Origin of the sequence: Bradyrhizobium sp. WD16 (assembly GCF_024181725.1) — a bacterium.
GTDB lineage: Bacteria > Pseudomonadota > Alphaproteobacteria > Rhizobiales > Xanthobacteraceae > Bradyrhizobium_A.
In genome coordinates, this window is record NZ_CP028908.1 from 2,479,640 (window position 1) to 2,501,898 (window position 22,259).

At 64.0% G+C, this 22,259-nt stretch carries 21 protein-coding genes and 1 pseudogene; 19 read left to right on the plus strand and 3 right to left on the minus strand.

Annotation, left to right across the window (positions count from 1 at the left end):
* Positions 1–521 precede the first annotated feature (521 nt).
* The 14 genes from urtA to ureG all read left to right on the plus strand — a co-directional run bounded on the left by urtA (position 522) and on the right by ureG (position 12,931).
* Positions 522–1,844 (plus strand): urea ABC transporter substrate-binding protein, encoded by a 1,323-nt coding sequence (gene urtA, locus DB459_RS11495; RefSeq protein ID WP_253712985.1) that lies wholly within the window; start codon positions 522–524, stop codon positions 1,842–1,844.
* A 145-nt stretch (positions 1,845–1,989) separates the two neighbouring features.
* Positions 1,990–3,603: an urea ABC transporter permease subunit UrtB gene (gene urtB, locus DB459_RS11500; protein ID WP_253712987.1), complete on the plus strand. Its 1,614-nt coding sequence runs from the start codon at positions 1,990–1,992 to the stop codon at positions 3,601–3,603.
* Positions 3,600–4,763 carry an urea ABC transporter permease subunit UrtC gene (urtC, locus tag DB459_RS11505; RefSeq protein WP_253712988.1) on the plus strand — a complete coding sequence of 388 codons (1,164 nt, stop codon included), beginning with the start codon at positions 3,600–3,602 and terminating at the stop codon, positions 4,761–4,763. The genes urtB and urtC overlap by 4 nt, the downstream gene beginning before the upstream one ends.
* A 3-nt stretch (positions 4,764–4,766) precedes the next feature.
* On the plus strand, positions 4,767–5,528 hold the full coding sequence (gene urtD / locus DB459_RS11510; RefSeq protein ID WP_253712990.1) for an urea ABC transporter ATP-binding protein UrtD: 762 nt from the start codon (positions 4,767–4,769) through the stop codon (positions 5,526–5,528).
* A gap of 5 nt (positions 5,529–5,533) precedes the next feature.
* On the plus strand, positions 5,534–6,229 hold the full coding sequence (gene urtE / locus DB459_RS11515) for an urea ABC transporter ATP-binding subunit UrtE (protein ID WP_253712991.1): 696 nt from the start codon (positions 5,534–5,536) through the stop codon (positions 6,227–6,229).
* A 26-nt stretch (positions 6,230–6,255) separates the two neighbouring features.
* Positions 6,256–7,098: an urease accessory protein UreD gene (locus DB459_RS11520; protein ID WP_253712993.1), complete on the plus strand. Its 843-nt coding sequence runs from the start codon at positions 6,256–6,258 to the stop codon at positions 7,096–7,098.
* A gap of 55 nt (positions 7,099–7,153) precedes the next feature.
* The gene (locus DB459_RS11525; protein ID WP_253712995.1) at positions 7,154–7,456 is read left to right on the plus strand and encodes an urease subunit gamma; all 303 of its coding nucleotides are present in this window, start codon (positions 7,154–7,156) and stop codon (positions 7,454–7,456) included.
* A 71-nt stretch (positions 7,457–7,527) separates the two neighbouring features.
* On the plus strand, positions 7,528–8,088 hold the full coding sequence (locus tag DB459_RS11530) for a HupE/UreJ family protein (protein WP_253712996.1): 561 nt from the start codon (positions 7,528–7,530) through the stop codon (positions 8,086–8,088).
* Positions 8,089–8,097: 9 nt separating this feature from the next.
* Positions 8,098–8,403 carry an urease subunit beta gene (locus DB459_RS11535; RefSeq protein WP_253712997.1) on the plus strand — a complete coding sequence of 102 codons (306 nt, stop codon included), beginning with the start codon at positions 8,098–8,100 and terminating at the stop codon, positions 8,401–8,403.
* Between the two features lie 56 nt (positions 8,404–8,459).
* On the plus strand, positions 8,460–10,172 hold the full coding sequence (gene ureC, locus DB459_RS11540; RefSeq protein WP_253712998.1) for an urease subunit alpha: 1,713 nt from the start codon (positions 8,460–8,462) through the stop codon (positions 10,170–10,172).
* Positions 10,173–10,403: 231 nt separating this feature from the next.
* On the plus strand, positions 10,404–10,703 hold the full coding sequence (locus DB459_RS11545; protein WP_253713000.1) for a putative quinol monooxygenase: 300 nt from the start codon (positions 10,404–10,406) through the stop codon (positions 10,701–10,703).
* Positions 10,704–10,744: 41 nt separating this feature from the next.
* Positions 10,745–11,344, plus strand: coding sequence for an urease accessory protein UreE (locus DB459_RS11550; protein ID WP_253713526.1), 600 nt, complete (start codon positions 10,745–10,747; stop codon positions 11,342–11,344).
* The gene (locus DB459_RS11555; protein WP_253713527.1) at positions 11,334–12,074 is read left to right on the plus strand and encodes an urease accessory protein UreF; all 741 of its coding nucleotides are present in this window, start codon (positions 11,334–11,336) and stop codon (positions 12,072–12,074) included. The genes DB459_RS11550 and DB459_RS11555 overlap by 11 nt, the downstream gene beginning before the upstream one ends.
* A 233-nt stretch (positions 12,075–12,307) precedes the next feature.
* On the plus strand, positions 12,308–12,931 hold the full coding sequence (gene ureG, locus DB459_RS11560; RefSeq protein WP_253713002.1) for an urease accessory protein UreG: 624 nt from the start codon (positions 12,308–12,310) through the stop codon (positions 12,929–12,931).
* Positions 12,932–13,166: 235 nt separating this feature from the next.
* On the opposite strand, the gene DB459_RS11565 is transcribed toward ureG, so the two are convergent.
* A complete protein-coding gene (locus DB459_RS11565; protein WP_253713003.1) occupies positions 13,167–13,604 on the minus strand; it encodes a response regulator in 438 nt (145 codons plus the stop codon).
* 320 nt (positions 13,605–13,924) lie between these two features.
* Between DB459_RS11565 and DB459_RS11570 the strand changes: the two genes are divergently transcribed.
* Positions 13,925–15,592, plus strand: coding sequence for an HWE histidine kinase domain-containing protein (locus DB459_RS11570; protein WP_253713004.1), 1,668 nt, complete (start codon positions 13,925–13,927; stop codon positions 15,590–15,592).
* Positions 15,593–15,712: 120 nt separating this feature from the next.
* On the opposite strand, the gene DB459_RS11575 is transcribed toward DB459_RS11570, so the two are convergent.
* On the minus strand, positions 15,713–16,264 hold the full coding sequence (locus tag DB459_RS11575) for a sigma-70 family RNA polymerase sigma factor (RefSeq protein ID WP_253713006.1): 552 nt from the start codon (positions 16,262–16,264) through the stop codon (positions 15,713–15,715).
* Positions 16,264–16,509, minus strand: coding sequence for a NepR family anti-sigma factor (locus tag DB459_RS11580; RefSeq protein ID WP_253713008.1), 246 nt, complete (start codon positions 16,507–16,509; stop codon positions 16,264–16,266). The genes DB459_RS11575 and DB459_RS11580 overlap by 1 nt, the downstream gene beginning before the upstream one ends.
* Positions 16,510–16,731: 222 nt before the next feature.
* On the opposite strand from DB459_RS11580, the gene DB459_RS11585 reads away from it, so the two are divergent.
* The 4 genes and pseudogenes from DB459_RS11585 (at position 16,732) to DB459_RS11600 (ending at position 21,864) form a co-directional block, all read left to right on the plus strand.
* Positions 16,732–17,538 (plus strand): response regulator, encoded by an 807-nt coding sequence (locus DB459_RS11585; protein ID WP_253713009.1) that lies wholly within the window; start codon positions 16,732–16,734, stop codon positions 17,536–17,538.
* Between the two features lie 446 nt (positions 17,539–17,984).
* Positions 17,985–18,392: a hypothetical protein gene (locus tag DB459_RS11590; protein ID WP_253713011.1), complete on the plus strand. Its 408-nt coding sequence runs from the start codon at positions 17,985–17,987 to the stop codon at positions 18,390–18,392.
* A 584-nt stretch (positions 18,393–18,976) separates the two neighbouring features.
* Positions 18,977–19,148: pseudogene (locus tag DB459_RS11595) on the plus strand (IS66 family transposase); the annotation flags it as partial.
* Positions 19,149–19,584: 436 nt separating this feature from the next.
* The gene (locus tag DB459_RS11600; RefSeq protein ID WP_371926979.1) at positions 19,585–21,864 is read left to right on the plus strand and encodes a TonB-dependent receptor; all 2,280 of its coding nucleotides are present in this window, start codon (positions 19,585–19,587) and stop codon (positions 21,862–21,864) included.
* Positions 21,865–22,259 lie beyond the last annotated feature (395 nt).

A 22,259-nucleotide genomic window follows, 5' to 3' on the forward strand; every position in this document is an offset into this window, starting at 1 on the left:
ATTCTTTCTACGAGTCACAGCGCACAGCCGGCGGGTCGCCGGATGCGGGCGGGGTCTGATGAGACACCCGCGTGTCTGGGGCGTCGGGGTGGTTAGATGAAAAAGGCAAGCCAGACACCGGCGTCGGAACAACACGACGACGGATCAGAACACGCAGCCCGCAGGGACCTGACGATTCTCTAGGTCACGTCAGGTATATGAGCCAGCGCCGCGGCGCTTTCAAGGCCGATCATAGGGTCTTGTGCCAGCGCGGCCATCCGCCGTCGCGGACGAGCGGGCTGCCCGTGAACTAATCAGTATGCGAAGTATGCATATTTTTTGATCTATTTGCCGTTTGTACGGTCAGATTGACCGCCCAAAAAGACGGCGTTCGGCCCGTCGCCGACGGCTGAAAATTGAATTTTATGTATCTATTTCAGCTAGTTAAGTCGTGTGTGCAGCATGGCATGCTTCTTGCGATTCAATTTGTCGCAGCCAGCCGCGATCTGGCCGGCAATTCCGCGTCAGGGAGATCAATCGTTATGTTTACCTCGTTCCAGTCCGCCCTCGGGCGGTCTTTGAGCCGCCGCACCGCGTTGGCCGCCACCGCGGGGCTCGCATTCGGTCTCGCCACATTGGGCGTGGCGCGGGCCGCGGACGATACGATCAAGGTCGGCGTTCTGCATTCGCTGTCGGGCACCATGGCCATCAGCGAGACCACGCTGAAAGATACGATCCTGTTTTTGATCGACGAGCAGAACAAGAAGGGCGGCGTCCTCGGCAAGAAGCTCGAGGCGGTGGTGGTGGACCCGGCCTCGAACTGGCCGCTGTTCGCCGAGAAGGCCCGTGAGCTGATCACCAAGGACAAGGTCGCCGTCGTGTTCGGCTGCTGGACTTCGGTGTCCCGCAAGTCGGTGCTGCCGGTGTTCAAGGAGCTCAATTCGATCCTGTTCTATCCCGTCCAGTACGAGGGCGAGGAGAGCGAGCGCAACGTGTTCTACACCGGCGCCGCGCCGAACCAGCAGGCCATTCCGGCCGTCGACTACCTGATGAAGGAAGAGAAGGTGAAGCGCTGGGTGCTTGCCGGCACCGACTACGTCTATCCGCGCACCACCAACAAGATCCTGGAAGCGTACTTGAAGTCCAAGGGCGTGAAACAGGACGACATCATGATCAATTACACGCCGTTCGGACATTCCGACTGGCAGACCATCGTCGCCGACATCAAGAAGTTCGGCTCGGCGGGCAAGAAGACGGCGGTGGTTTCGACCATCAACGGCGACGCCAATGTGCCGTTCTACAAGGAGCTGGGCAACCAGGGCGTCAAGGCCACAGACATTCCGGTGGTGGCCTTCTCGGTCGGGGAAGAAGAGCTCGCCGGCATCGACACCAAGCCGCTGGTCGGCCATCTCGCCGCCTGGAACTATTTCGAATCGATCAAGACCCCGGCGAACGAGAAGTTCATCAAGGAGTGGCAGGCCTTCACCAAGAATCCGAAGCGCGTCACCAACGACCCGATGGAGGCGCACTATATCGGCTTCAATATGTGGGTGAAGGCGGTGGAGAAAGCCAAGTCCACGGATCCGGACAAGATCATCGATGCGCTGCCCGGCATCAAGCAGGCCAACCTCACCGGTGGCGTTTCCGAGATGCTGCCGAACCATCACATCACCAAGCCGGTCTTCATCGGCGAGATCAAGGGCAACGGCCAGTTCGACGTGGTCTGGAAGACCCCCGGCCTCGTCGCCGGTGACGCCTGGTCGAAGGAGCTCGAGGGCTCCAAGGATCTGATCGGCGACTGGGTCGGCAAGAAGTGCGGCAACTTCAACGTCAAGACCAACAAGTGCCTGGGTTCGGGCTCCTGACCTGAGGGATCCCGATGCGGGGATCCGGCGCGTTCTCCTCCGCGCGCCGGATCCTGCGCCGGCCGAAGTCCGCAATCAAAGATCATCCAGAAGGGCGGCGGCAGCCGTCGCCGCTCTTCATTTCACCGCCGCCGGGGTCGTGAACGTGTTCGCCAATCTCGTTACCCGTATCCTCGCGCCCCTGTTGGCGCTGGCGCTGCTGGTCGCCGCCGTTCCGGCCGCCGTGGCGGCGCCATTCGAGGATGTCGTCAGCCAGTTCGCCAACGATTCGTTTTCGGATACCGAGGAGGCGGTGAGTGCGCTGGTCGCCAGCGGCAACCCGCAGGCGCTGCCGATCATCACCGCCCTGCGGGAGGAGCGCCTCGTCGCGGACCCGCAGAGCAGGAAGGTCTATATCAAGCGGCCCGACGGCAAGGTGCTCGACGCCGCCACCGGCGCGCCGGTCACCGATAATGTCGAAGCCCTCGACAATGTGCGCCTCAACAACCGGCTGCGGCGCGCGGTTGAGGCGGCGATCTCAAGTCTGACGCTGACCTCGTCGGATCCGGCCAAGCGTGTCGCTGCGGCCCAGTCCGCCTTCAAGACCCGCGACGCTGCCGACCTGCCGCGGATCGAGGCCGCGCTGCAGAAGGAAACCAACACCGCCGCCCGCAACGCCTTCACGTCGGCGCGCGCCGCCATCCTGCTGTTTTCGCCCGACGCCAGCGAGGCGGACAAGATCGAAGCCATCGCCGTGGTGCGCGCCCGCGGCGACCAGGAGGCGCTCGCCCTGCTGTCGGAATTGCCCGCCGACGTTTCACCGGCGGTCGCCCGTACCGCGGCGGCGGCCGTCGGCGCGATCCGCAACAGCCTCGCGATCTGGTCGGCGGCACAGAATGCCTGGTACGGCGTCTCGCTCGGCTCCGTGCTGCTGCTCGCCGCCATCGGTCTCGCCATCACCTTCGGCGTGATGGGCGTGATCAACATGGCTCATGGCGAAATGGTGATGATCGGCGCCTACACCACCTTCGTGGTCCAGGAGCTGATCAGGACGCGCTATCCGGGCTTGTTCGACTATTCGCTACTGATTGCCGTCCCGCTGGCCTTCGTGGTCGCCGGCGCCATCGGCATCGCCATCGAGCGCAGCATCATCCGGTTTCTCTACGGCCGGCCGCTGGAAACCCTGCTGGCGACCTGGGGCATCTCGCTGGTGCTGCAGCAGGCGGTGCGCACCATTTTCGGCCCCACCAACCGCGAAGTCGGCAATCCGTCCTGGATGAGCGGGGCCTTCGAACTCGGCCAGCTCACCATCACCTACAACCGGCTGTGGATCGTCTGCTTCACGGTTGCGGTGTTCCTCATCCTGCTCGCGATGCTGCGCTACACCAGCCTTGGGCTCGAGATGCGGGCCGTGACCCAGAACCGGCGCATGGCCGCGGCGATGGGCATCGCGACCTCGCGGGTCGACGCGCTGACCTTCGGTCTCGGGTCGGGGATCGCCGGCATAGCCGGGGTGGCGTTGTCCCAGATCGACAATGTCAGCCCCAATCTCGGCCAGAGCTACATCATCGATTCCTTCATGGTCGTGGTGTTCGGCGGGGTCGGCAATCTGTGGGGGACGCTGGTCGGCGCGCTCACGCTCGGCATCGCCAATAAGTTCCTGGAGCCGGTCGCCGGTGCGGTGCTCGGCAAGATCGCCATCCTGGTGCTGATCATCCTGTTCATTCAGAAGCGGCCGCGTGGCCTGTTCGCCCTCAAGGGCCGGTCGGTGGAGGCGTGATGGCCCATATCATCACCCGCTCGCTCGACCGCAGCGCCTTTGCCTTCCTCCTGATCGTGGCGGGCCTCGGCGTGCTGCTGCCGCTCTCCAACCTGTTGCTGCCCGAATCGTCCGCGCTGCAGGTGCCGACCTATCTGATCTCGCTGTTCGGAAAATATGTCTGCTACGCCATCCTGGCGCTGGCGATCGACCTGATCTGGGGCTATTGCGGCATTCTCTCGCTTGGCCACGGCGCCTTCTTCGCGCTCGGCGGCTACGCCATGGGCATGTATCTGATGCGTCAGATCGGCAGCCGGGGGGTCTATGGCAATCCGCTGCTGCCGGACTTCATGGTGTTCCTGAACTATCAGTCGTTGCCCTGGTACTGGCACGGCTTCGACATGTTCTGGTTCGCGGCGCTGATGGTGGTGCTGGTGCCGGGGCTGCTTGCGTTCTGCTTCGGCTGGCTGGCGTTCCGCTCGCGCGTCACCGGCGTCTACCTCTCGATCATCACCCAGGCGATGACCTATGCGCTGCTGCTGGCCTTCTTCCGCAACGACTTCGGTTTCGGCGGCAACAATGGACTGACCGATTTCAAGGACATCGTCGGCTTCAATATCCAGGCGCCGGGCACCCGCGCGGTGCTGTTCATGCTGTCCTGTCTCGCCCTGATCCTGAGTTTCCTGGTCTGCCGGGCGGTGGTCTCCTCCAAGCTCGGCAAGGTGCTGATCGCGATCCGCGACGCGGAATCCCGCACCCGCTTCCTCGGCTATCGGGTCGAATCCTACAAGCTGTTCGTCTTCATCCTGTCCGCCTGCATGGCCGGCGTCGCCGGCGCGCTCTATGTGCCGCAGGTCGGCATCATCAATCCCAGCGAATTCGCTCCCGGCAACTCGATCGAGGCGGTGATCTGGGTCGCGGTCGGCGGGCGCGGTACCCTGATCGGCGCCGCGCTCGGCGCGGTGGTGGTCAACTACGCCAAGACCTACTTCACCTCGGGCGTCCTCGCGCCCTACTGGCTGTTCATGCTCGGCGCACTGTTCATCCTGGTGACGCTGCTGCTGCCGCGCGGCATCGTCGGCACGGTACAGGGCTGGTTCGAGGTGAAGCGCGCGCGCCGCGACGCCGAAGCCAGCCTCGCCCGCGAGGCCGGCATGATCGAACCAGATCCGGCGGAGTGAACGATGACGGCCATGGACATGCGGACCACCTCGGCGCTGCTCTATCTCGACGGCGTCCACGTCTCGTTCGACGGTTTCCACGCCATCAACAACCTGTCGCTGACGATCGCGCCGGGCGAGATGCGGGCCATCATCGGCCCCAATGGCGCCGGCAAGACAACGATGATGGACATCATCACAGGCAAAACCCGGCCGGACGAGGGTGAGGTCGTGTTCGACGGCTCCGTCGATCTCACCCGGCTCGACGAGACGCAGATCGCCGAACTGGGGATCGGCCGCAAGTTCCAGAAACCGACGGTGTTCGAAAGCCAGACGGTCGACGACAATCTGTTGCTGGCGTTAAATGCCGACCACCGCGTGCGAACGACCTTGTTCTGGCGCCGCTCGCGCGAGGAATCCGAGCGGATCGATCGCGTGCTCGAAACCATCAAGCTGACCGAAGCGCGCGACCGGCTTGCCGGCAGCCTGTCGCACGGCCAGAAACAATGGCTCGAAATCGGCATGTTGCTGGCGCAGGATCCCAAGCTGCTGCTGGTCGACGAGCCGGTCGCCGGCATGACCGACGTCGAAACCCACCAGACGGCCGAACTCCTCAAAGCCATCAATCGCGACAAGTCCGTGATCGTGGTCGAACACGACATGACCTTCGTGCGCGAGCTCGGCGTGCGGGTGACCTGTCTGCATGAGGGGGCGGTGCTCGCCGAAGGATCGATCGATCAGGTCTCGGCCAATGAGCGCGTCGTCGAAGTCTATCTGGGGCGCTGAGAGCGATGCTGGAAGTCAAGGACATCAACCTGTTCTACGGCGCCGCCCAGGCGTTGCGCGGCGTTTCGGTGTCGGCCGCCCCCGGCAAGGTCACCTGTGTGCTGGGGCGCAACGGCGTCGGCAAGACCAGCCTGCTGCGCGCCCTGGTCGGCCAGCAGCCGATCGCCTCGGGCCGCATCACCTTCGACGGCGCCGACATCACCGGCCTCAAGCCCTATGAGCGGGCGCGGCGCGGCATCTCGCTGGTCCCGCAGGGCCGGGAGATCTTTCCCCTTCTGACCGTGGAGGAGAACCTGCGCACCGGCTACGCGCCGCTCAAACGCGACCAGCGCAATATTCCAGACGACGTCTTCTCGCTGTTTCCGGTGCTGCAGTCGATGCTGGGCCGCCGCGGCGGCGATCTCTCCGGGGGGCAGCAGCAACAGCTCGCCATCGGGCGAGCCCTCGTCATGCGGCCGAGACTGCTTCTGCTCGACGAGCCGACCGAGGGCATCCAGCCCTCCATCATCAAGGACATCGGCAGGGCCATCGCCTATCTGCGCAGCCTCGGCAACATCGCCATCGTGCTGGTCGAGCAATATCTCGACTTCGCCTGCGAACTCGGCGATCATTTCGCGGTCATGGATCGCGGCGCGGTGACCTTTACCTGTGATCGCGCCGGGCTCGATCCGGCGGCGATCAGCCGCGCAATGGCGATCTGAAGTCGGGCGGATCGAGTCGGGGCAGCATGCAGGCCAAGGTGGACGAGGCACAAGACGGCAGCATGACCTTCGCAGCCAACCGGGCGGTCGGGGACGTGACGGTCGAAGTGAAGGCGGTTGACGGACAGAGCCGCAGGGGCGCCTCGCACGAATCCGGTTCGCTGCGCGTCCGCTTTCCCTCGCCGGAAGGCGAGGGTCTGTCGGCGGTGCTCGTCAACACCGCCGGCGGCATCGCCGGCGGTGACCGTTTCGGGATCGATTTCACCGTCGGCGAAGCGGCCCGGCTGACCGTGACCACGGCGGCGGCGGAGAAGGTCTATCGCTCGCATGGTCCGCAGGCCCGGATCGATGTCAAATTGCGGGTGTCATCCGGCGGCCGGCTGATCTGGCTTCCGCAGGAGACTATCCTGTTCGACCGTGCTGCGGTGGCGCGCAATTTCGAGATCGATATCGCAGACGATGCCGCCGAGCTTCTGATGTGCGAGATCGTGGTCTTCGGCCGCGCCGCGATGGGCGAGACCATGCGTCAAGGTGCGTTCGTCGACCGCTGGCGCCTGCGCCGCGGCGGCCGGCTCGTCTTCGCCGAGAATATCCGCCTCGATGGCGACATCGGTGCCAAGCTGGCGCGACCTGCCATCGGCAAGGGCGCCGTCGCCGTGGCGACCGTGCTGATCGCGCCGGGCGACGAGGCGCTGGTCGAACGCCTGCGCGCGACGGCAACGGGCTTCGGCGCCGAGGTCGGGATCTCGGCCTGGAATGGCTTTGCAATGGTGCGCTTCTGTGCGCAAGATGCGTCGATGCTGCGTGGCGAAGTGATCGCAATGCTGCGAGGCGCGGGCGCGCGACTGCCGCGGCTATGGCTGCAATAGCCAGGGCGGCGCCGCTTCACGGCGATCATCGATGCAGGAATGATGTGGACGGGTCATGAATCTCTCACCGCGTGAAAAGGACAAGCTCTTGATCTCCATGGCCGCCATCGTCGCGCGACGGCGGCTGGAGCGCGGCGTCAAGCTCAACCATCCGGAGGCGGTGGCGATCATCTCGGATTTCATTCTCGAAGGCGCCCGCGACGGCCGCAGCGTCGCCGAATTGATGAAGGCCGGCGCCGAGGTCCTGACCCGCGATCAGGTGATGGCAGGGATCGCGGAGATGATCCACGACATCCAGGTCGAGGCGACCTTCCCGGACGGCACCAAGCTCGTCACCGTGCATGCGCCGATCCGCTGATCTGCGCCCCTTTCGCTCAGCCTGATTTTCGATCTGTTCCGATTTTCCAGAGACTTGTTCGGAGACTTGCCATGATCCGTCTGCTTGCCGCGGTCGCCGTGATATTGCCGACCGCAGCCCTCGCCCATCCCGGTCACGGCGCGGGACTTGCCGCCGGACTGGCCCATCCGCTGACCGGCGCGGATCATGTCGCCGCGATGATCGCGGTGGGGCTGTGGGCGGGGCTTAAGGGCGGACGAGCGCTTTGGCTATGGCCTGCGAGCTTCGTCGCGGTGATGATCGGCGGCGCGGTGCTCGGCATGACGCAGGTGCCGCTGCCGCATGTCGAGGCGATGATCATCGCCTCCGTGATGGTGTTCGGGCTGATGGTGGCCCTCGCCGCCAACGTGGCGACGGCGACGGGAGCTCTGATCGTCGGCGGTTTCGCCCTGTTTCACGGCTATGCCCATGGCCTCGAGCTGCCGGAGAGTGCCGGCGGCGCCGGCACTCTCGCCGGTTTCGCGCTATCGACGGCGGCACTCCACGGGTTCGGCGTGATCGGCGCGCGGGCGGCGCGGCTGCAGCCGCTGGCCCGTGCGGCCGGTCTCGCCTGCATGGCGCTCGGCGGCGTTCTTGCGGTCCAGGCGATCTGAGGTGCGGCCATGATCCCCGGTGAAATCTTCGTCCAGGACGGCGAGATCGAGCTCAACAAGGGTCGCAAGACCGTGACGCTGACCGTCGCCAATAGCGGTGACCGGCCAATCCAGGTCGGGTCGCACTACCACTTCTTCGAGACCAATCCGGCGCTGAAATTCGATCGCAAGAAAGCCCGCGGCATGCGGCTTGACATCGCCGCCGGCACCGCGGTGCGGTTCGAGCCGGGACAGAGCCGCGAGGTGACGCTCGTGGCGCTCGGCGGCAAGCGGACCGTCTACGGCTTCCGCGGCGAGGTCATGGGCAAATTGTGAGGGCGACCGTCGGGCCGGCCTCTTGAGTGAAACTTACTGTTGATTGGGGCGCGTCGATGGCGACCAGGATTTCTCGTTCCGTCTATGCCGACATGTTCGGCCCGACCACCGGCGACCGCGTTCGGCTCGCCGACACTGACCTGATCATCGAGGTCGAAAAGGATCTCACGGTCTATGGCGAGGAGGTGAAATTCGGCGGTGGCAAGGTGATCCGCGATGGCATGGGCCAGAGCCAGGTGACCAATCGTCAGGGTGCCGCCGATACCGTGATCACCAACGCGCTGATCGTCGATCACTGGGGGATCATCAAGGCCGACGTCGCCATCAAGGACGGCCACATCAAGGCGATCGGCAAGGCCGGCAATCCCGACATCCAGCCGGGCGTCAGCATCATCATCGGCCCCGGCACCGACGTCATCGCCGGCGAAGGCAAGATTCTGACCGCCGGCGGTTTCGACAGCCACATCCATTTCATCTGCCCGCAGCAGATCGAGCATGCGCTGATGGCAGGTGTGACCTCGCTGCTCGGCGGCGGCACCGGGCCGTCCCACGGCACCTTCGCCACAACCTGCACGCCGGGGCCCTGGCATATCGCCCGGATGATCCAGTCCTTCGACGCCTTCCCGGTCAACCTCGGCATCTCCGGCAAGGGCAACGCATCGCGCCCCGCGGCGCTGATCGAGATGGTCAAGGCCGGCGCCTGCGCGCTGAAGCTGCACGAGGATTGGGGGACCACGCCGGCGGCGATCGACAACTGCCTGGCGGTGGCGGACGACTATGATGTCCAGGTGATGCTGCATTCGGATACGCTCAACGAATCCGGCTTCGTCGAGGACACGATCAAGGCCTTCAAGGGCCGCACCATCCATGCCTTCCATACCGAGGGCGCCGGCGGCGGCCATGCCCCCGACATCATCAAGGTTGCGGGCCTGAAGAACGTTCTGCCGTCTTCGACCAATCCGACGCGTCCCTTCACCCGCAACACCATCGACGAGCATCTCGACATGCTGATGGTGTGCCACCATCTCGATCCGTCGATCGCCGAGGATCTCGCCTTCGCCGAGAGCCGCATCCGCAAGGAGACGATCGCTGCCGAGGACATCCTGCACGACCTCGGCGCGTTGTCGATGATGTCGTCGGACAGTCAGGCGATGGGGCGGCTCGGCGAAGTCATCATCCGCACCTGGCAGACGGCCGACAAGATGAAGAAGCAGCGCGGCGCGCTGCCCCAGGACAAGGGCGGAAACGACAATTTCCGGGTCAAGCGCTATATCGCCAAATACACCATCAACCCGGCGATCGCCCACGGCGTGTCCAAGCTGATCGGTTCGGTCGAGGTCGGCAAGCTCGCGGACCTCGTGCTGTGGTCGCCGGCCTTCTTCGGCGTCAAACCCGATTGCGTCATCAAGGGCGGTTCGATCGTCGCGGCGCCGATGGGTGACCCCAACGCGTCGATTCCGACCCCGCAGCCGGTTCATTACCAGCCGATGTTCGGCGCTTTCGGCCGCGCGCTGACCGCATCCTCCGTGGTCTTCACCTCTCAGGCCGCGGCAGCGTCGGGGCTCGGCAGGAAGCTCGGCCTTCAGAAGACGCTCTATCCGGTGAAGAACACCCGCGGCGGCATCAGCAAGAAGAGCATGGTGCACAATGACGCCACGCCGAAGATCGAAGTCGATCCCGAGACCTACGAGGTCCGCGCCGACGGCGAGTTGCTGACCTGCGCGCCGGCCGAGGTGCTGCCCATGGCGCAGCGCTACTTCCTGTTCTAGTGTGGTGGATCTGACGCTCGTTTCAGTATTGCAGCGAGTTCTTCGAACGAGCGTCAGATCCAAAACCACACTAGAATCATAATGATGCTAGTGTCCCCTTGTTTCCAACGTTCGTATGAGCGCCTGCTGCAATGGGATACGAACGTTGGAAACAGGACACTAGTGTCCGACCGAGCCATTAACAGGGTCCGGCGCGAACACATGCCGGGCCTTTCGCCGGGAGGAATTTTCGTGATCTACGTCATCGCCACTTTGACCGTGAAGCCAGAGACGCGCGCCGAACTGATCGCCGCCGCCAAGCTGTCGATCGCTGCCACCCGCAAGGAGGCCGGCAACATCTCCTACGACATGCACGAGAGCGTGACCGATCCGAGCCGCATCGTCTTCGTCGAGCAGTGGCAAGATACCGATGTGCTCGGCGTTCACGGCAAGAGCGAGCACATGCGGGCCTTCGGTCGGGTCGCGGCGAAATGCCTGAGCGCCCCGCCGCGGATCGAGGTGATCACGCCGGCCAAGGTCGAGGTGCGATGACGACGACTGGCGGGACGGTGCATGGCGGCGAGGAGAGAGGCATGATCCGCGCGGTGAAGGTGCAGGGCCCCGGCTGGGCCGGGAAGCCAGCCGATACGGTGGTGCTCGGTTTCGACGACCGCCATCGGCGACGCCTCGCCATGGAGGGCACGCGCGGGCTCGCCTTCCTGCTCGACCTCGAGCAGGCCGTGGCGCTGCGCGGTGGCGATGCGCTGGTGCTCGAAGACGGGCGGCTGGTGGAAGTGGTCGCGGCCCCCGAACCGCTGATCGAGATCCGCGGTTCCGATCCGCAACATCTCGTGCGGATTGCCTGGCATCTCGGTAACCGCCATCTGCCGACCCAGATCACGCCGCGCGGGCTGCGTATCCGGCGCGATCACGTCATCGCCGACATGGTACGGGGTCTCGGCGGCCGCGTCGTCGAGATCGAGGCGCCGTTCGATCCGGAAGGCGGCGCCTATACCTCCCCCGCCACGGTGCCGGCCCCCGAGCGCGGCCACCATCACGGGCACCACGGTCACGATCATGACCATCACCATGACCACCACGGTCATGACAACCACGATCATGACCATCATGGCCATGATGACGACCACTGTCATGACGGGACCTGCGGCCACGATCATGGTCATGGCCGATAGGCCGGTGCTGCCTCCGGCCGGGGCGGATCCCGCCCCGGCGCTGGCCGCTCTCGACAGTCCCGGCTTGTTCCGGCTGATGACCTGGTTGTCGCCGGCGTTTCCGGTCGGCGCCTTCTCCTACTCCAGCGGTCTCGAATGGGCGGTCGAAGCCGGCGACGTCACGAGCGCCGGCAGCCTGCGTGACTGGCTCGCCGCCATGCTGAGCGACGGCGCGGGCTTCTGCGACGCCGTGTTCATGGCGCAAGCCCATCGGCGGGCGGCTGCTGCGGATGACGTCGGCCTCGGCGAGGTCGCCGAGCTTGCCTCGGCCATGGTGCCGTCCCGCGAACGCCTCCTGGAAACAACGGCGCAGGGGCGTGCCTTCGTGGCAATCGCGCAGGCGGCCTGGGGCTGTGAGCGCTTCGGCGCACTGGCGCTCGTGCTGGGGCCGTCGCCGGCCTATCCCGTGGCCGTAGGCGCACTTTGCGCCGCCCATGGCATTGCGCTTGCCCCGTCGTTGCAGGCGTTCCTGCATGCCCTGACTTCGAACTGGATTTCGGCTGCGGCGCGACTGGTGCCGCTCGGCCAGACCGATGCCCAGCGCACCCTTGCGGCACTGGAAGCCGACATCGCCGCCACAGCGGCGCGGGCCGTCGGCGCCGGGCTCGACGATCTTGGCAGCGCTACCTTCCGCGCCGATCTCGCCAGCCTGCGCCATGAAACCCAGTACACGCGGCTGTTCCGCTCATGAATGTGCTCGCCGGGTTCGAAGCGGTCCTGCTGGCCATGATCGCCGGACATCATGTCGTCTGGGGATTGGGCTGCGCTGGCCGGCACGCGACGAGAAAGCGCTTCTGCCGGCGTGGCGGGCGCGGTTTCCGCGCGAGCCTTTCGCCACGTTCGATCGCCGGCTTTATTCGCCGCTATGCCTTGTCATTGCCGCGACCTGCGCCATCTTGCTCTTGAACCCAACGAGATAACGACATGCCTGCATATCATGGCCCCCTTCGCGTCGGTATCGGCGGCCCGGTCGGCTCGGGCAAGACCGCGCTGATGGATCTGCTCTGCAAGACGATGCGCGAGCGCTACGATATCGCCGCCATCACCAATGACATCTACACCAGGTGGGATGCCGAATATCTGGTGCGCGCCGGATCGTTGACGCCGGATCGCATTGCCGGTGTCGAGACCGGCGGCTGCCCCCACACCGCGATCCGCGAGGATGCCTCGATGAATCTCGCTGCGGTCGCCGACATGCGCGCCCGGTTTCCCGATCTCGACCTGATCCTGATCGAGTCGGGCGGAGACAATCTCGCCGCCACCTTCTCGCCCGAACTCGCCGACCTGACCATCTATGTCATTGATGTCGCGGCAGGGGACAAGATCCCGTCCAAGGGCGGACCTGGCATTACGCGTTCAGACCTGCTGGTGATCAACAAGACCGATCTCGCGCCTTATGTCGGCGCTTCGCTGGAGAAGATGGAAACCGATGCGCGCCGCATGCGCGGCGAACGTCCTTTCGTCATGACCAATCTCAAGCGAGGTGATGGCCTCGGCCGGATCGTCAGCTTCATCGAAGCCAAGGGCGGATTGCGGCCCCGCGGCTGACGATGCCCTCGGGCCGAATTCCACTTTGTACGGGAACGGCTTCTGCCGCCGGCGGTTGTGCCAGGATGAAACCTGTTCCCGAGCTCCCGCCGAACGCGGGCTACGGCAGCGCCTTCCTGGCGATGATCCTCACCGGCCTCGCCGTCGCCGTGATCGGTCTTGCGCTTGCCACGAGCTGAGCGGGCGAAACGTCGCAAGGCCCGTTTAGAGCGGTTTCCCGCGAAGTGGATACCGGTTAGGGCCTCGGCTCCGATTCTATCGGAGCGGAGAAGGCTTTAGACAGAACGGCGCGGGCCAGCGTCTCCAGCACGCCGGCCACGATGGCCCCGCAGGTATAGGGTTTGCCGACGAGGATGGCGTCGGAGAAGTCCGCAGCCGCGGCGCCGTCCGCGCCGGTGGCGAACAGGAACGGAATTCCGGAGGCCTGCACCGCCCGGGCCGGACGGAAGTCGGCGCCGGCGTCCACCGACGGGTCGAGATTGATGATCGCCACGTCGATCGGTTGGGTGGCCAGGGCCCTTTCGACTTCATCGAAATCCCGGGCGATGATGACCTCGCCGGCTCCCGAACCGCGCAGCATGTCCTCGAGGTCGAGCGCGATCAGCGCCTCGTCCTCGACGGCGAGAACCCGCAGCCCCTTCGGCAGGCGGCACGATGAACCGGTGGACGTCATGGCGTGGCCTAAACCGCTGCGTGAACTGCGGAAGCGCGGTCGGCGTGAGATGATCGATCGGCGATGCGCTTCCGTCGCCGCCGGACCGTTTCAATACCGACGATTTTGACCGATGCAAACAGTGATTTCGGATCATCCCGGGGAACCGATGACAGCTTCCTGTGTTGTTTTACCTTCATGTCGAGGGTCTGCTCGAGGGCCCTCCCGGTTGTGCTGGCGCGTGAGCGGCAGGCCTCGGGGAGTCGTTCAAGGCGACCGTGCGATATTGCCTCGTCGAGGGCCATTTGTTTTGATCCCGAGCCCGTTGCCCAGGTAGGCCCGTGTTTCGACTAGGTATTCTCATCGGTCTGATTGCGCTGATCGGAGTGACCCTTTCGGGGCTCGTCGCCTATCGGGTCTACAATCAGGATATTTCGCTGGACGATGCGGCGCTGGAGCGCGCTGTGGATATCCATGCCCGGTTGGTTCAGGATCGCCTCAGCGAGCGGGAATTGCTCACCCGGATCATCTCGGAGCTTATGCGCAAGCCGGCGCTGTTGCGCGGCAATGTGCTGGAGCCGCTGCGGTCCTCGATCTACGCCTTCAAGACCGACTTCGTCGTGGCCGGCTGGGTGGCGCGAATCCCGCCCTCGGATCTGCTCGATGCGCAGAAGCAGCTGGCCGCGGCCGGCTTCACCCGGCCGGAGATCCGCGATTCCGAAGACCAGCAGCTCGACGTGCGCTCGATCAACCAGCCGCTGGACGTGCTGATGGACGTCGAGCCGCGGAACTCTCAGACACTCATCTACCCGGGGCGCACCTTCAATCAGCATCCGGTGCTCGGGCCGCTGCTGGCGCGCGCCGCCCTGGAGCGCAAGCCGCTCAGTTCCGACCCGCTGCCGCTCGCGGGCGACAGGCAGAGCATCGGCGTGGTGCTGGTCGCCCCGATCGTTCAGGACGGCGCGACGACCGTCGCGGGCTTCCTGACCTTCTCCTATCGCCTGGCGCCGCTCGTCCTCGCCAATGAGGATGGCAGTCCGTTCAGGCTGGCGCTGCAGGATCCGCAGGATTCGGCCCGGCAGATTGTTGCCGACAGCCGCGAGCAAACCACCATTGAGCCGGTTCGCATTGCCGCTGACGCCCAGGTGCTGACCCGTGTCGTTCAGTTCGGCGGGCGGCAGTGGGTGCTGCGCTACTATCCGGGGAGCGACCCGCGCATTCACGCCGGGCAGGTTGCCGCCATCATTGCCGTGATCGGGTTGGCGCTCACCAGCATCGTCTGCGGCCTGTTCGGCTATGTGGTCTATAACAACGTCCGCCTCAGTCGCGAGATCGAGGTGCGCATCGGATTCGAGAACCGCCTCACTGCGGTCATCGGCGAATTGAATCATCGGGTAAAGAATATCCTTGCGGTGATCCAGTCGATCGTGACCCGCACGCTGCGCCATGGCGCCGATATCGATACCGCACGCGAGCTGCTGATCGGCCGCATTCATGCGATGTCGAACGTTGTCTCGCTGCTCAGCGACAGCCAGTGGCAGGGCGTGAAACTGCGCGGCCTGCTGGAATCACGGGCGATTCCCCACGCCGAGCGGATCGCCATCGACGGGCCAGACATTTCAGTCAGTCCACGCGCGGCCCAGAGCCTGTCGCTGCTGTTCTTCGAACTGGCGTCCCACGCCGACGAGGGCTTGTCACTGGTCGGCAAGCACCCGAACATTTCGGCGCACTGGCAGGTGCGCGGCGAGGGCAAGGCAGCGATCTTCGATTTTCGCTGGGAGGAGTTCAACACGTCGGAGGCCACACGCCGCCCGGACAGCGATTTCGGCATCATCCTGCTCGATCGCGTCGCGCCGGAGGCCCTGGGCGGCACCGCGCGCCGTTACTTCAGCGATGTCAGCTACGTCTATGAACTGACTGCGCCGATGGAGACGGTGGTCGACCAGGCCGAACTCGACCGCACCGATCGCATCGCCACGTCGCTGCCGCAGACGTCGCACCGCAAGTAGTCGGCACCGAGCAGGTTCCGAGGCGAAGTGCACCGCTCGCGCGAAGATGCACGCCAAAAATTTCCGCTCCGGTTCACCGGAGCGGAAAAGTCTTCAAGGCCGGGTGTGGTCAGCGTGTGGTCAGCGGTTGCTGCCGCTGCCGATCACCGCCCGCACCGTGTTGTCGGGCCCGAAATCGTCGGTGCCTTCTACATAGAGCAGGCTGCTCAGTTTGGAACGGGCGCGATTGACCCGGCTCTTGATGGTGCCTACCGCGCAACCGCAGATCGATGAGGCATCTTCGTAGGAAAAGCCCGAAGCGCCGACGAGAATCAGAGCTTCCTTCTGGTCCTGCGGCAGTTTTTCCAGCGCGACGCGGAATTCCTCGAACTCCAGGTGCTGGGTCTGGTTCGGCTGCGACTTGAGCGTCTTGGCGTAGCTGCCGTCGGCGTCCTCCACCTCGCGCCGCCGCTTTCGGTAATCGGAGCGGAAGAGATTGCGCAGGATGGTGAACAGCCAGGCCGGCATGTTCGACCCTGGTTGGAAGGAATCAATATTGGCCAGCGCCCGGAGCAGGGTTTCCTGCACCAGGTCGTCGGCCCGATCGCCATTGCCGCTGAGCGAAATGGCGAAGGCGCGCAGGCTTGGCACACAGGCCAGCATGTCATCACGCAGCTGCGACGTCAGGGGCATTAGTCCCTCCCGTCATGTTTTGCCGACATCGCGCTGCCGCCGGCGGCGGGACTAGCCACCGCGTGCGGCACATCGACGACGTCGAGCTTGCGGATCAGTTCTGCAAACCGGTCGGGAACACCCTGCCGGACCACATCATCATACATTGCCCTGAGCTGGTGTCCGATCCGGGACTGGATTTCGGCGTTCAGGCCGCCTTTGTTGGTGCCTGTGGTCGCCTTCGATTGAGGCTTTAATTCTTTCATGACCTGTTCCGTGACTTCCCCAAGGGCTAAGTCCCTCATTTTCTAGGGTTTTTTTGCGCGGGCCTCCGGTTTACCGGACCGGTCGGTTGCAAGCGTAATGCAACAGTTGAGAGAAAGTTCCGGTGTTCCCGGAACTTTTGTTGAGGTACGGCGTAATCAGGCACAGATTGGAACCGGTCCGTGCGGTCCCTGCTGCAATAACTTGCAATTGATGGAGGGGGGATGTCTCGTTCCCAGGTTGTCGCCGAACACTTGCCACTGCTTCGCCGCTATGCCCGCGCCCTGACCGGCCATCAGTCCTCCGGCGACGCCTATGTGGCTGCTATGCTGGAAGCGCTGCTCCAGGATCCATCGCTGCTCGACGAAAAATACGGCGCCCGCGCCGGATTGTTCCGCCTGTTTACCAAGATCTGGAATTCGGTGAGTCTCAATGAGACCAACGGTGTCAACGTGACGCCGATCCCGTCGGAGCGGAGGCTGTCCAATATCACGCCGCAGCCACGCCAGGCCTTCCTGCTGCTGTCGCTCGAAGGTTTTTCGGAAGACGAGGCGGCGTTCATTCTCGATACCGATGTCGCCGAGGTGCGTCGGCTTGCCGAGGAGGCGGGACGCGAGCTTGCCGCCGAGATCGCCACCGACGTTCTCATCATCGAGGACGAGACCTTTATCGCCATGGACCTCGAAAGTCTGGTAAAAAATCTCGGCCACAACGTCATCGGCGTCGCGCGTACCCATGCGGATGCCGTGGCGCTCGCCAAGAATCATCGGCCCGGTTTGATCCTTGCCGATATCCAGCTCGCTGACGGCTCTTCGGGTCTCGACGCGGTCAACGAGCTGTTGCGGGCCTTCGAGGTGCCAGTAGTGTTCATCACCGCGTATCCGGAGCGCTTCCTGACCGGCGAACGACCGGAGCCGGCCTTCCTGATCTCGAAGCCCTTCCAGCCGGCAATGGTCTCGGCGGTGGCGAGCCAGGCCTTGTTCTTCCAGCGCAATTCCCGCAGCCGTTCAGCAAAGGCCGCGGTCTCCTGAGGTCGACGGTATCGCCCTGAACCCCATTTGATCAGCGGGCTTGCGCGCCAGCGCCGGCCCGCGCTGCTGTTTGGATTGCCAGCCGGCTGATTTCGGCCGGCGGATTGTCACGACGCAAAAAGAAGCGGGACGCCACCGGCATCACCACGGCAGCGCCCCGCATTGGCCGGCTAATTAGGGGCAGGGGGAATAGCCGACTGCACCAACGACGCGCAGCGGGCGTAATCGTTCCCGTCGGGGTGAGATAAATTTGGCCGCCTGCGCCGCACAAATTGATTTCGAAACCGTTACCAAACTGTCGCGGAACCAAGCCCGCAACGCTCACGTTGTTCGGCGCAACTCATGACCTTTCGGGCGATGCGATCGCGTTAGCGAAATCGAGGCGCAGGATGTCCGTTATTCTCCAGGGTAGGGTGGCCAAGGCGGCGCCTCGCGCAGTCCTTGGCATGATGGTCGCCTCGCTGGCGTTCAGCGGGGTGCAGTTCGGCATGGCGTCGGACCGCGGCAATGTGCCGGGCGATGCCAGCCTGCAGTCGGCGCCGGATGCCGCGGCGATGGTCAATCGGCTCGCCAAGAGCGATCGGGGCACGGTGGTAAGGGCGAGTGTGCCTTCCGCCACATTGGCCTTCCAGCTGCTTGGCCTGAAGCAGGCCACGGTTGCGATGCGTATGCCGATCGCAGGTGCGCCGCAGCTGCAAACGGCGTCTGATGCTCCCGCGGCCGCACCGCCAAAGACCAATGTTTCACGGGAGCCCGTAACCAAGGCGACCAAGGCCATGATCGCCTGCGAACTGGTGGTCAGCCCTTTGACGGAGGTGGCCAAGCAGCTCGGGCCGGGGCGATGCCTGACATAACGGCCTGACGTGGAAGCGTGACCGTCTCGTCCCTTGTCCGCACTAGTGTCCCGTCTCCGAATTACCGCTTCGTTTGCCTCACCCTCGCACGGTCATTCGGAGACATCGGGACACTCGCAAAATCAAAAAGCTAGTGTGGCTTATGTCTCGCAATTGCCTACGAGAGGCTTGCCGCAAAGGCGGTAGGCAATTGCGAAACGCCACACTAGGGCCGCCTGGGTGGCGATGATCCCGATTCCGAGCGGCGTCAGGAGCTGGATCACCACCGCTCACACGGACATGCGTCGCTGCATGCAGAGCCTGGCTCTTACGGTTCAGGAGCGCCTGAAGCGCGCGATCCTCAATTCGGCGATCTTGATATCTTCCGGGGCCGCCGCGGTGCCGATCTCAGCGGCACAGATGCCTCATATGCTCGAAGGCATTGCCTGGAGAAATCCTCAACTGATCTGGCGGCCGCGGAGCGCGGGCTGGACGCGAAGAAATTTGCGGCGGGTCGCATTTTGAGGCGCCGCAATGCAGTCAATTTATGAATCACGGCTGCGCATGATGCTGGTCGCCAAGCGATTCCGGATGGCATTGCGGCCTTGAGAGAGGCGCTGGCGATCGAGCGCGAAGACGTTCGAGATTGCAGCGGAGCTCGCGGTCGCCCGCGCGAAATCCAAGGAAGACAGTGCGCTGATCGCCCATCAGACGCGACGGATCGCCAAGCTCGAGCGTCAGATCTACGGACGGCGGCCGGAGCGATCATCGTGCCTGACAAGGTGAGGCCGATTACGTTGTCGCGCCCAGGAAGAGCGGGGCCGCCGGCGAAAGCATTCTCGTCTATCGCTCGTGACGAATTCCAACAGCAGCGATTTGAATTCTTCCAAAGCACCTTTGGAATCGTTCCGACACACGGTGTCAGTCGGACTCGTGTCGTCGATGATTGAGACATTCTAAGCCGCGAGCGCGCATTTGCGTTGCGGTCACCATAGCGCCTCTCTAAAGAGGCGGTGCGGATCGCAAGCGATCGGAGTTTGGCGATAAGGCACAGGCACCAACCCTGAGTGCGAATTCGCGAGGATAGAAGTCCATAACTGTCGGCCGGGCTTGGACGTGGAGAGTTGATCTTTGATCCATGGTCGGTGTTGGCCGAGCGTAGAACAATTTGAAGTTGAGCAACGTGCTGTTGATGGGAGGGGGCGTTCTGGAAATGGGGCGTGCAGGTGGGGTCGGGACGGTTGCTCGCTTTGGAGCGACACTGCTAGGTGGAGTGGCGTTGTTGGCGTGGTTCGGAGCGCCCGCAAAATCCCAAACGCCGCAAGGAGCCATTCTCCCACCCGTTACGGTCGATGCTCCGAGGCAGCAGTCGGTCCGCCGCGCACCGACCAAACGAATTGCCGTCCGGGTTCGGCCCACTTCACCGCGCATCACGGCGCCTGGCACGCCGCAAAGTGACGCCGTCGCTGTGCAATCGCAGCCGCCGAAATCGGGTATCATGCCCGCCTTTGCAGGTGGCCAGGTCGCTGAAGGCGCGCGGTTGGGGCTGCTCGGAAACACCGGCACAATGAAGTCACCGTTCAGCGTGACGAGTTACACGGACAAATTCATCCGGGATCAGCAGGCGGCGACGGCTGCGGATGCCTTGATCCTGGATCCCTCCGTGCGCAGCTCCCACCCAACGGGCGGCGCGGTCGATTCCTTCAACATACGGGGCTTCCCGATCAACGAAGGCAACAACGGTGAGTTTGCCTTCGAGGGCCTTTACGGGATCGCGCCGAACTACCGCATCTTCATGGATTACGTCGAGCGCATCGAAGTGCTCAAGGGCCCCTCAGCCGCGCTCTCGGGCATCGCGCCCAATGGCGGCGTCGGCGGCGTCATCAACGTCGTGCCCAAGCGCGCGGGAGAGGACTTGACCCGATTCACCGCGAGTTACGGCTCGGCCGCTCGGTTCGGTGGTCACTGGGATGTTGCAAGGCGTTACGGCGACAGCAAGGAATGGGGCGTGCGAAGCGGCGGCAGCCTGCGCGACGGCGACACGCCCATCGACCGTCAGTCCGAGACGACAGGTGTCGGATCGCTGGCCCTCGATTATCAGGGCGAACGGTTCAGGTCGTGGCTTTACCTGATCGCCCAGACCGATCGGTTCGACGCTCCGTCACGTCCTTTTCTCATGGCTCCCGGCCTGCAAGTACCAAAGGCTCCGGACGGTCGCCTGAATGTGACGCAGCCCTGGGAATGGTCGCGCATCAACGATCAATCGGCTCTGTTGCGCAGCGAATACGATATCAGCGATCAGGTTACGGTGTTCGCCGACGTTGGCGGGTCGCGCACCAATGTCGAACGGTTCTTCGGCCTTCCGACGATCGTCAACACGGGCGGCGACACGACCTCGACGCCCCAGTTCTTCGGGCTCAGCGTTGACCGGTACACATATGATGGCGGCGTCCGCGCCCGCTTCGATACCGGCTTCATCCACCATGCGGTCGCCGTCCAGGCATCGGTCTATCATGACGCGGTGTACCGGCGACTCACCAATGGCAGTCTGGTCGCGTCGAACATCTATGATCCGACCGTGGCGCCAACTCAGTTTGCAAACCAGATCAGCGGGCGTCCACGGCTGTCTGACAGTGAACTCACAGGGCTCTCGATTGCCGACACCTTGTCTGTGCTCGATGAGCGCGTCCAGCTGACTTTGGGCGTCCGGCGCCAGGGCATCGAGGCCAACAACTATCTCTCCAATGTCGGAAGTCCGACGTCGTCCTACGACAAGAGCGCGACGACCCCCGTAGTCGGCGTCGTCGTCCGGCCTCGAGACAACGTCTCTCTGTACGCGAACTACATCGAAGGTCTGAGTCGGGGTGACGTTGCGCCGCAGGCCGCCTTGAATTTCGGCGAAGTGCTCCCGCCCTACATCGCCAAGCAGTACGAGGCCGGCATCAAGGTGGACTTCGGCAGGTTCGCAACCACCTTCAGCGCCTTCGAGATATCCAAGGCGAGCGGCGAGCTGAGCGCCGGGCGCTTCGCGGCGACCGCCGAACAGCAGGTCCGTGGGCTCGAGTTCAGCGTCTACGGCGAACTCATGCGCGATGTTCGTGTCCTCGGAGGCTTTTCGCTGCTGGATGGCACCCTGACGAAGACCGCCGTCGCGGCGAACGTGGGCAACACGCCAGTCGGCGTTCCGAACGTACAGGCCAATATTGGAGCCGAGTGGGATCTCCCCTGGTTGAGCGGGCTCACTTTGAATGGAGCAGTCATCTACACGGGCAAGCAGTTCGTCGATACAGCGAACAAACAGCCGATCCCGGATTGGACGCGACTCGATCTCGGCGCCCGCTACACGACGGCGATCAACGGCAAAACGACGGTTTTCCGCGCGAACGTTCAGAATGTGACCGGTACGAATTACTGGTCCAGCGTAGCCTCATTCGGAACGTTCTTCCTGGGAGCACCGCGCACCTATCTGCTGTCGATGACCGTGGACATGTAATTGCGGCTCCTAAAAGTTGGTGAGATGCCATCATGGATGCTTGTGAAGGCTCGGTCTTGGAAGGAGATGTCGGCGGATTGGTTCGCGTTCCGCCGGCGTGTCTGCAAACTCCCCGTTTTCCTAGCCGCCGGACATCGGCGCCAACGAAACAGCGCCATCTTGAAGGCGATTCATAAGCGGATCCTGCTGACAGAATCAGGCTGGAAGATATGCAAGCTTGCCTCCTTTCGCCGACATGCCCGATCCCGACCGAAGAGGTCGATCCAGAGGGGGTAGCGGAGCTGCGAGCGCGAATCCTGCGCACGGGGTGCTGGACTGCTCCGGTCACGGCTGAGAAGGACGCCCTGTTCGTGATGGACGGCGATCACCGGCTGGCAGCCGCGCACCGCCTGAAA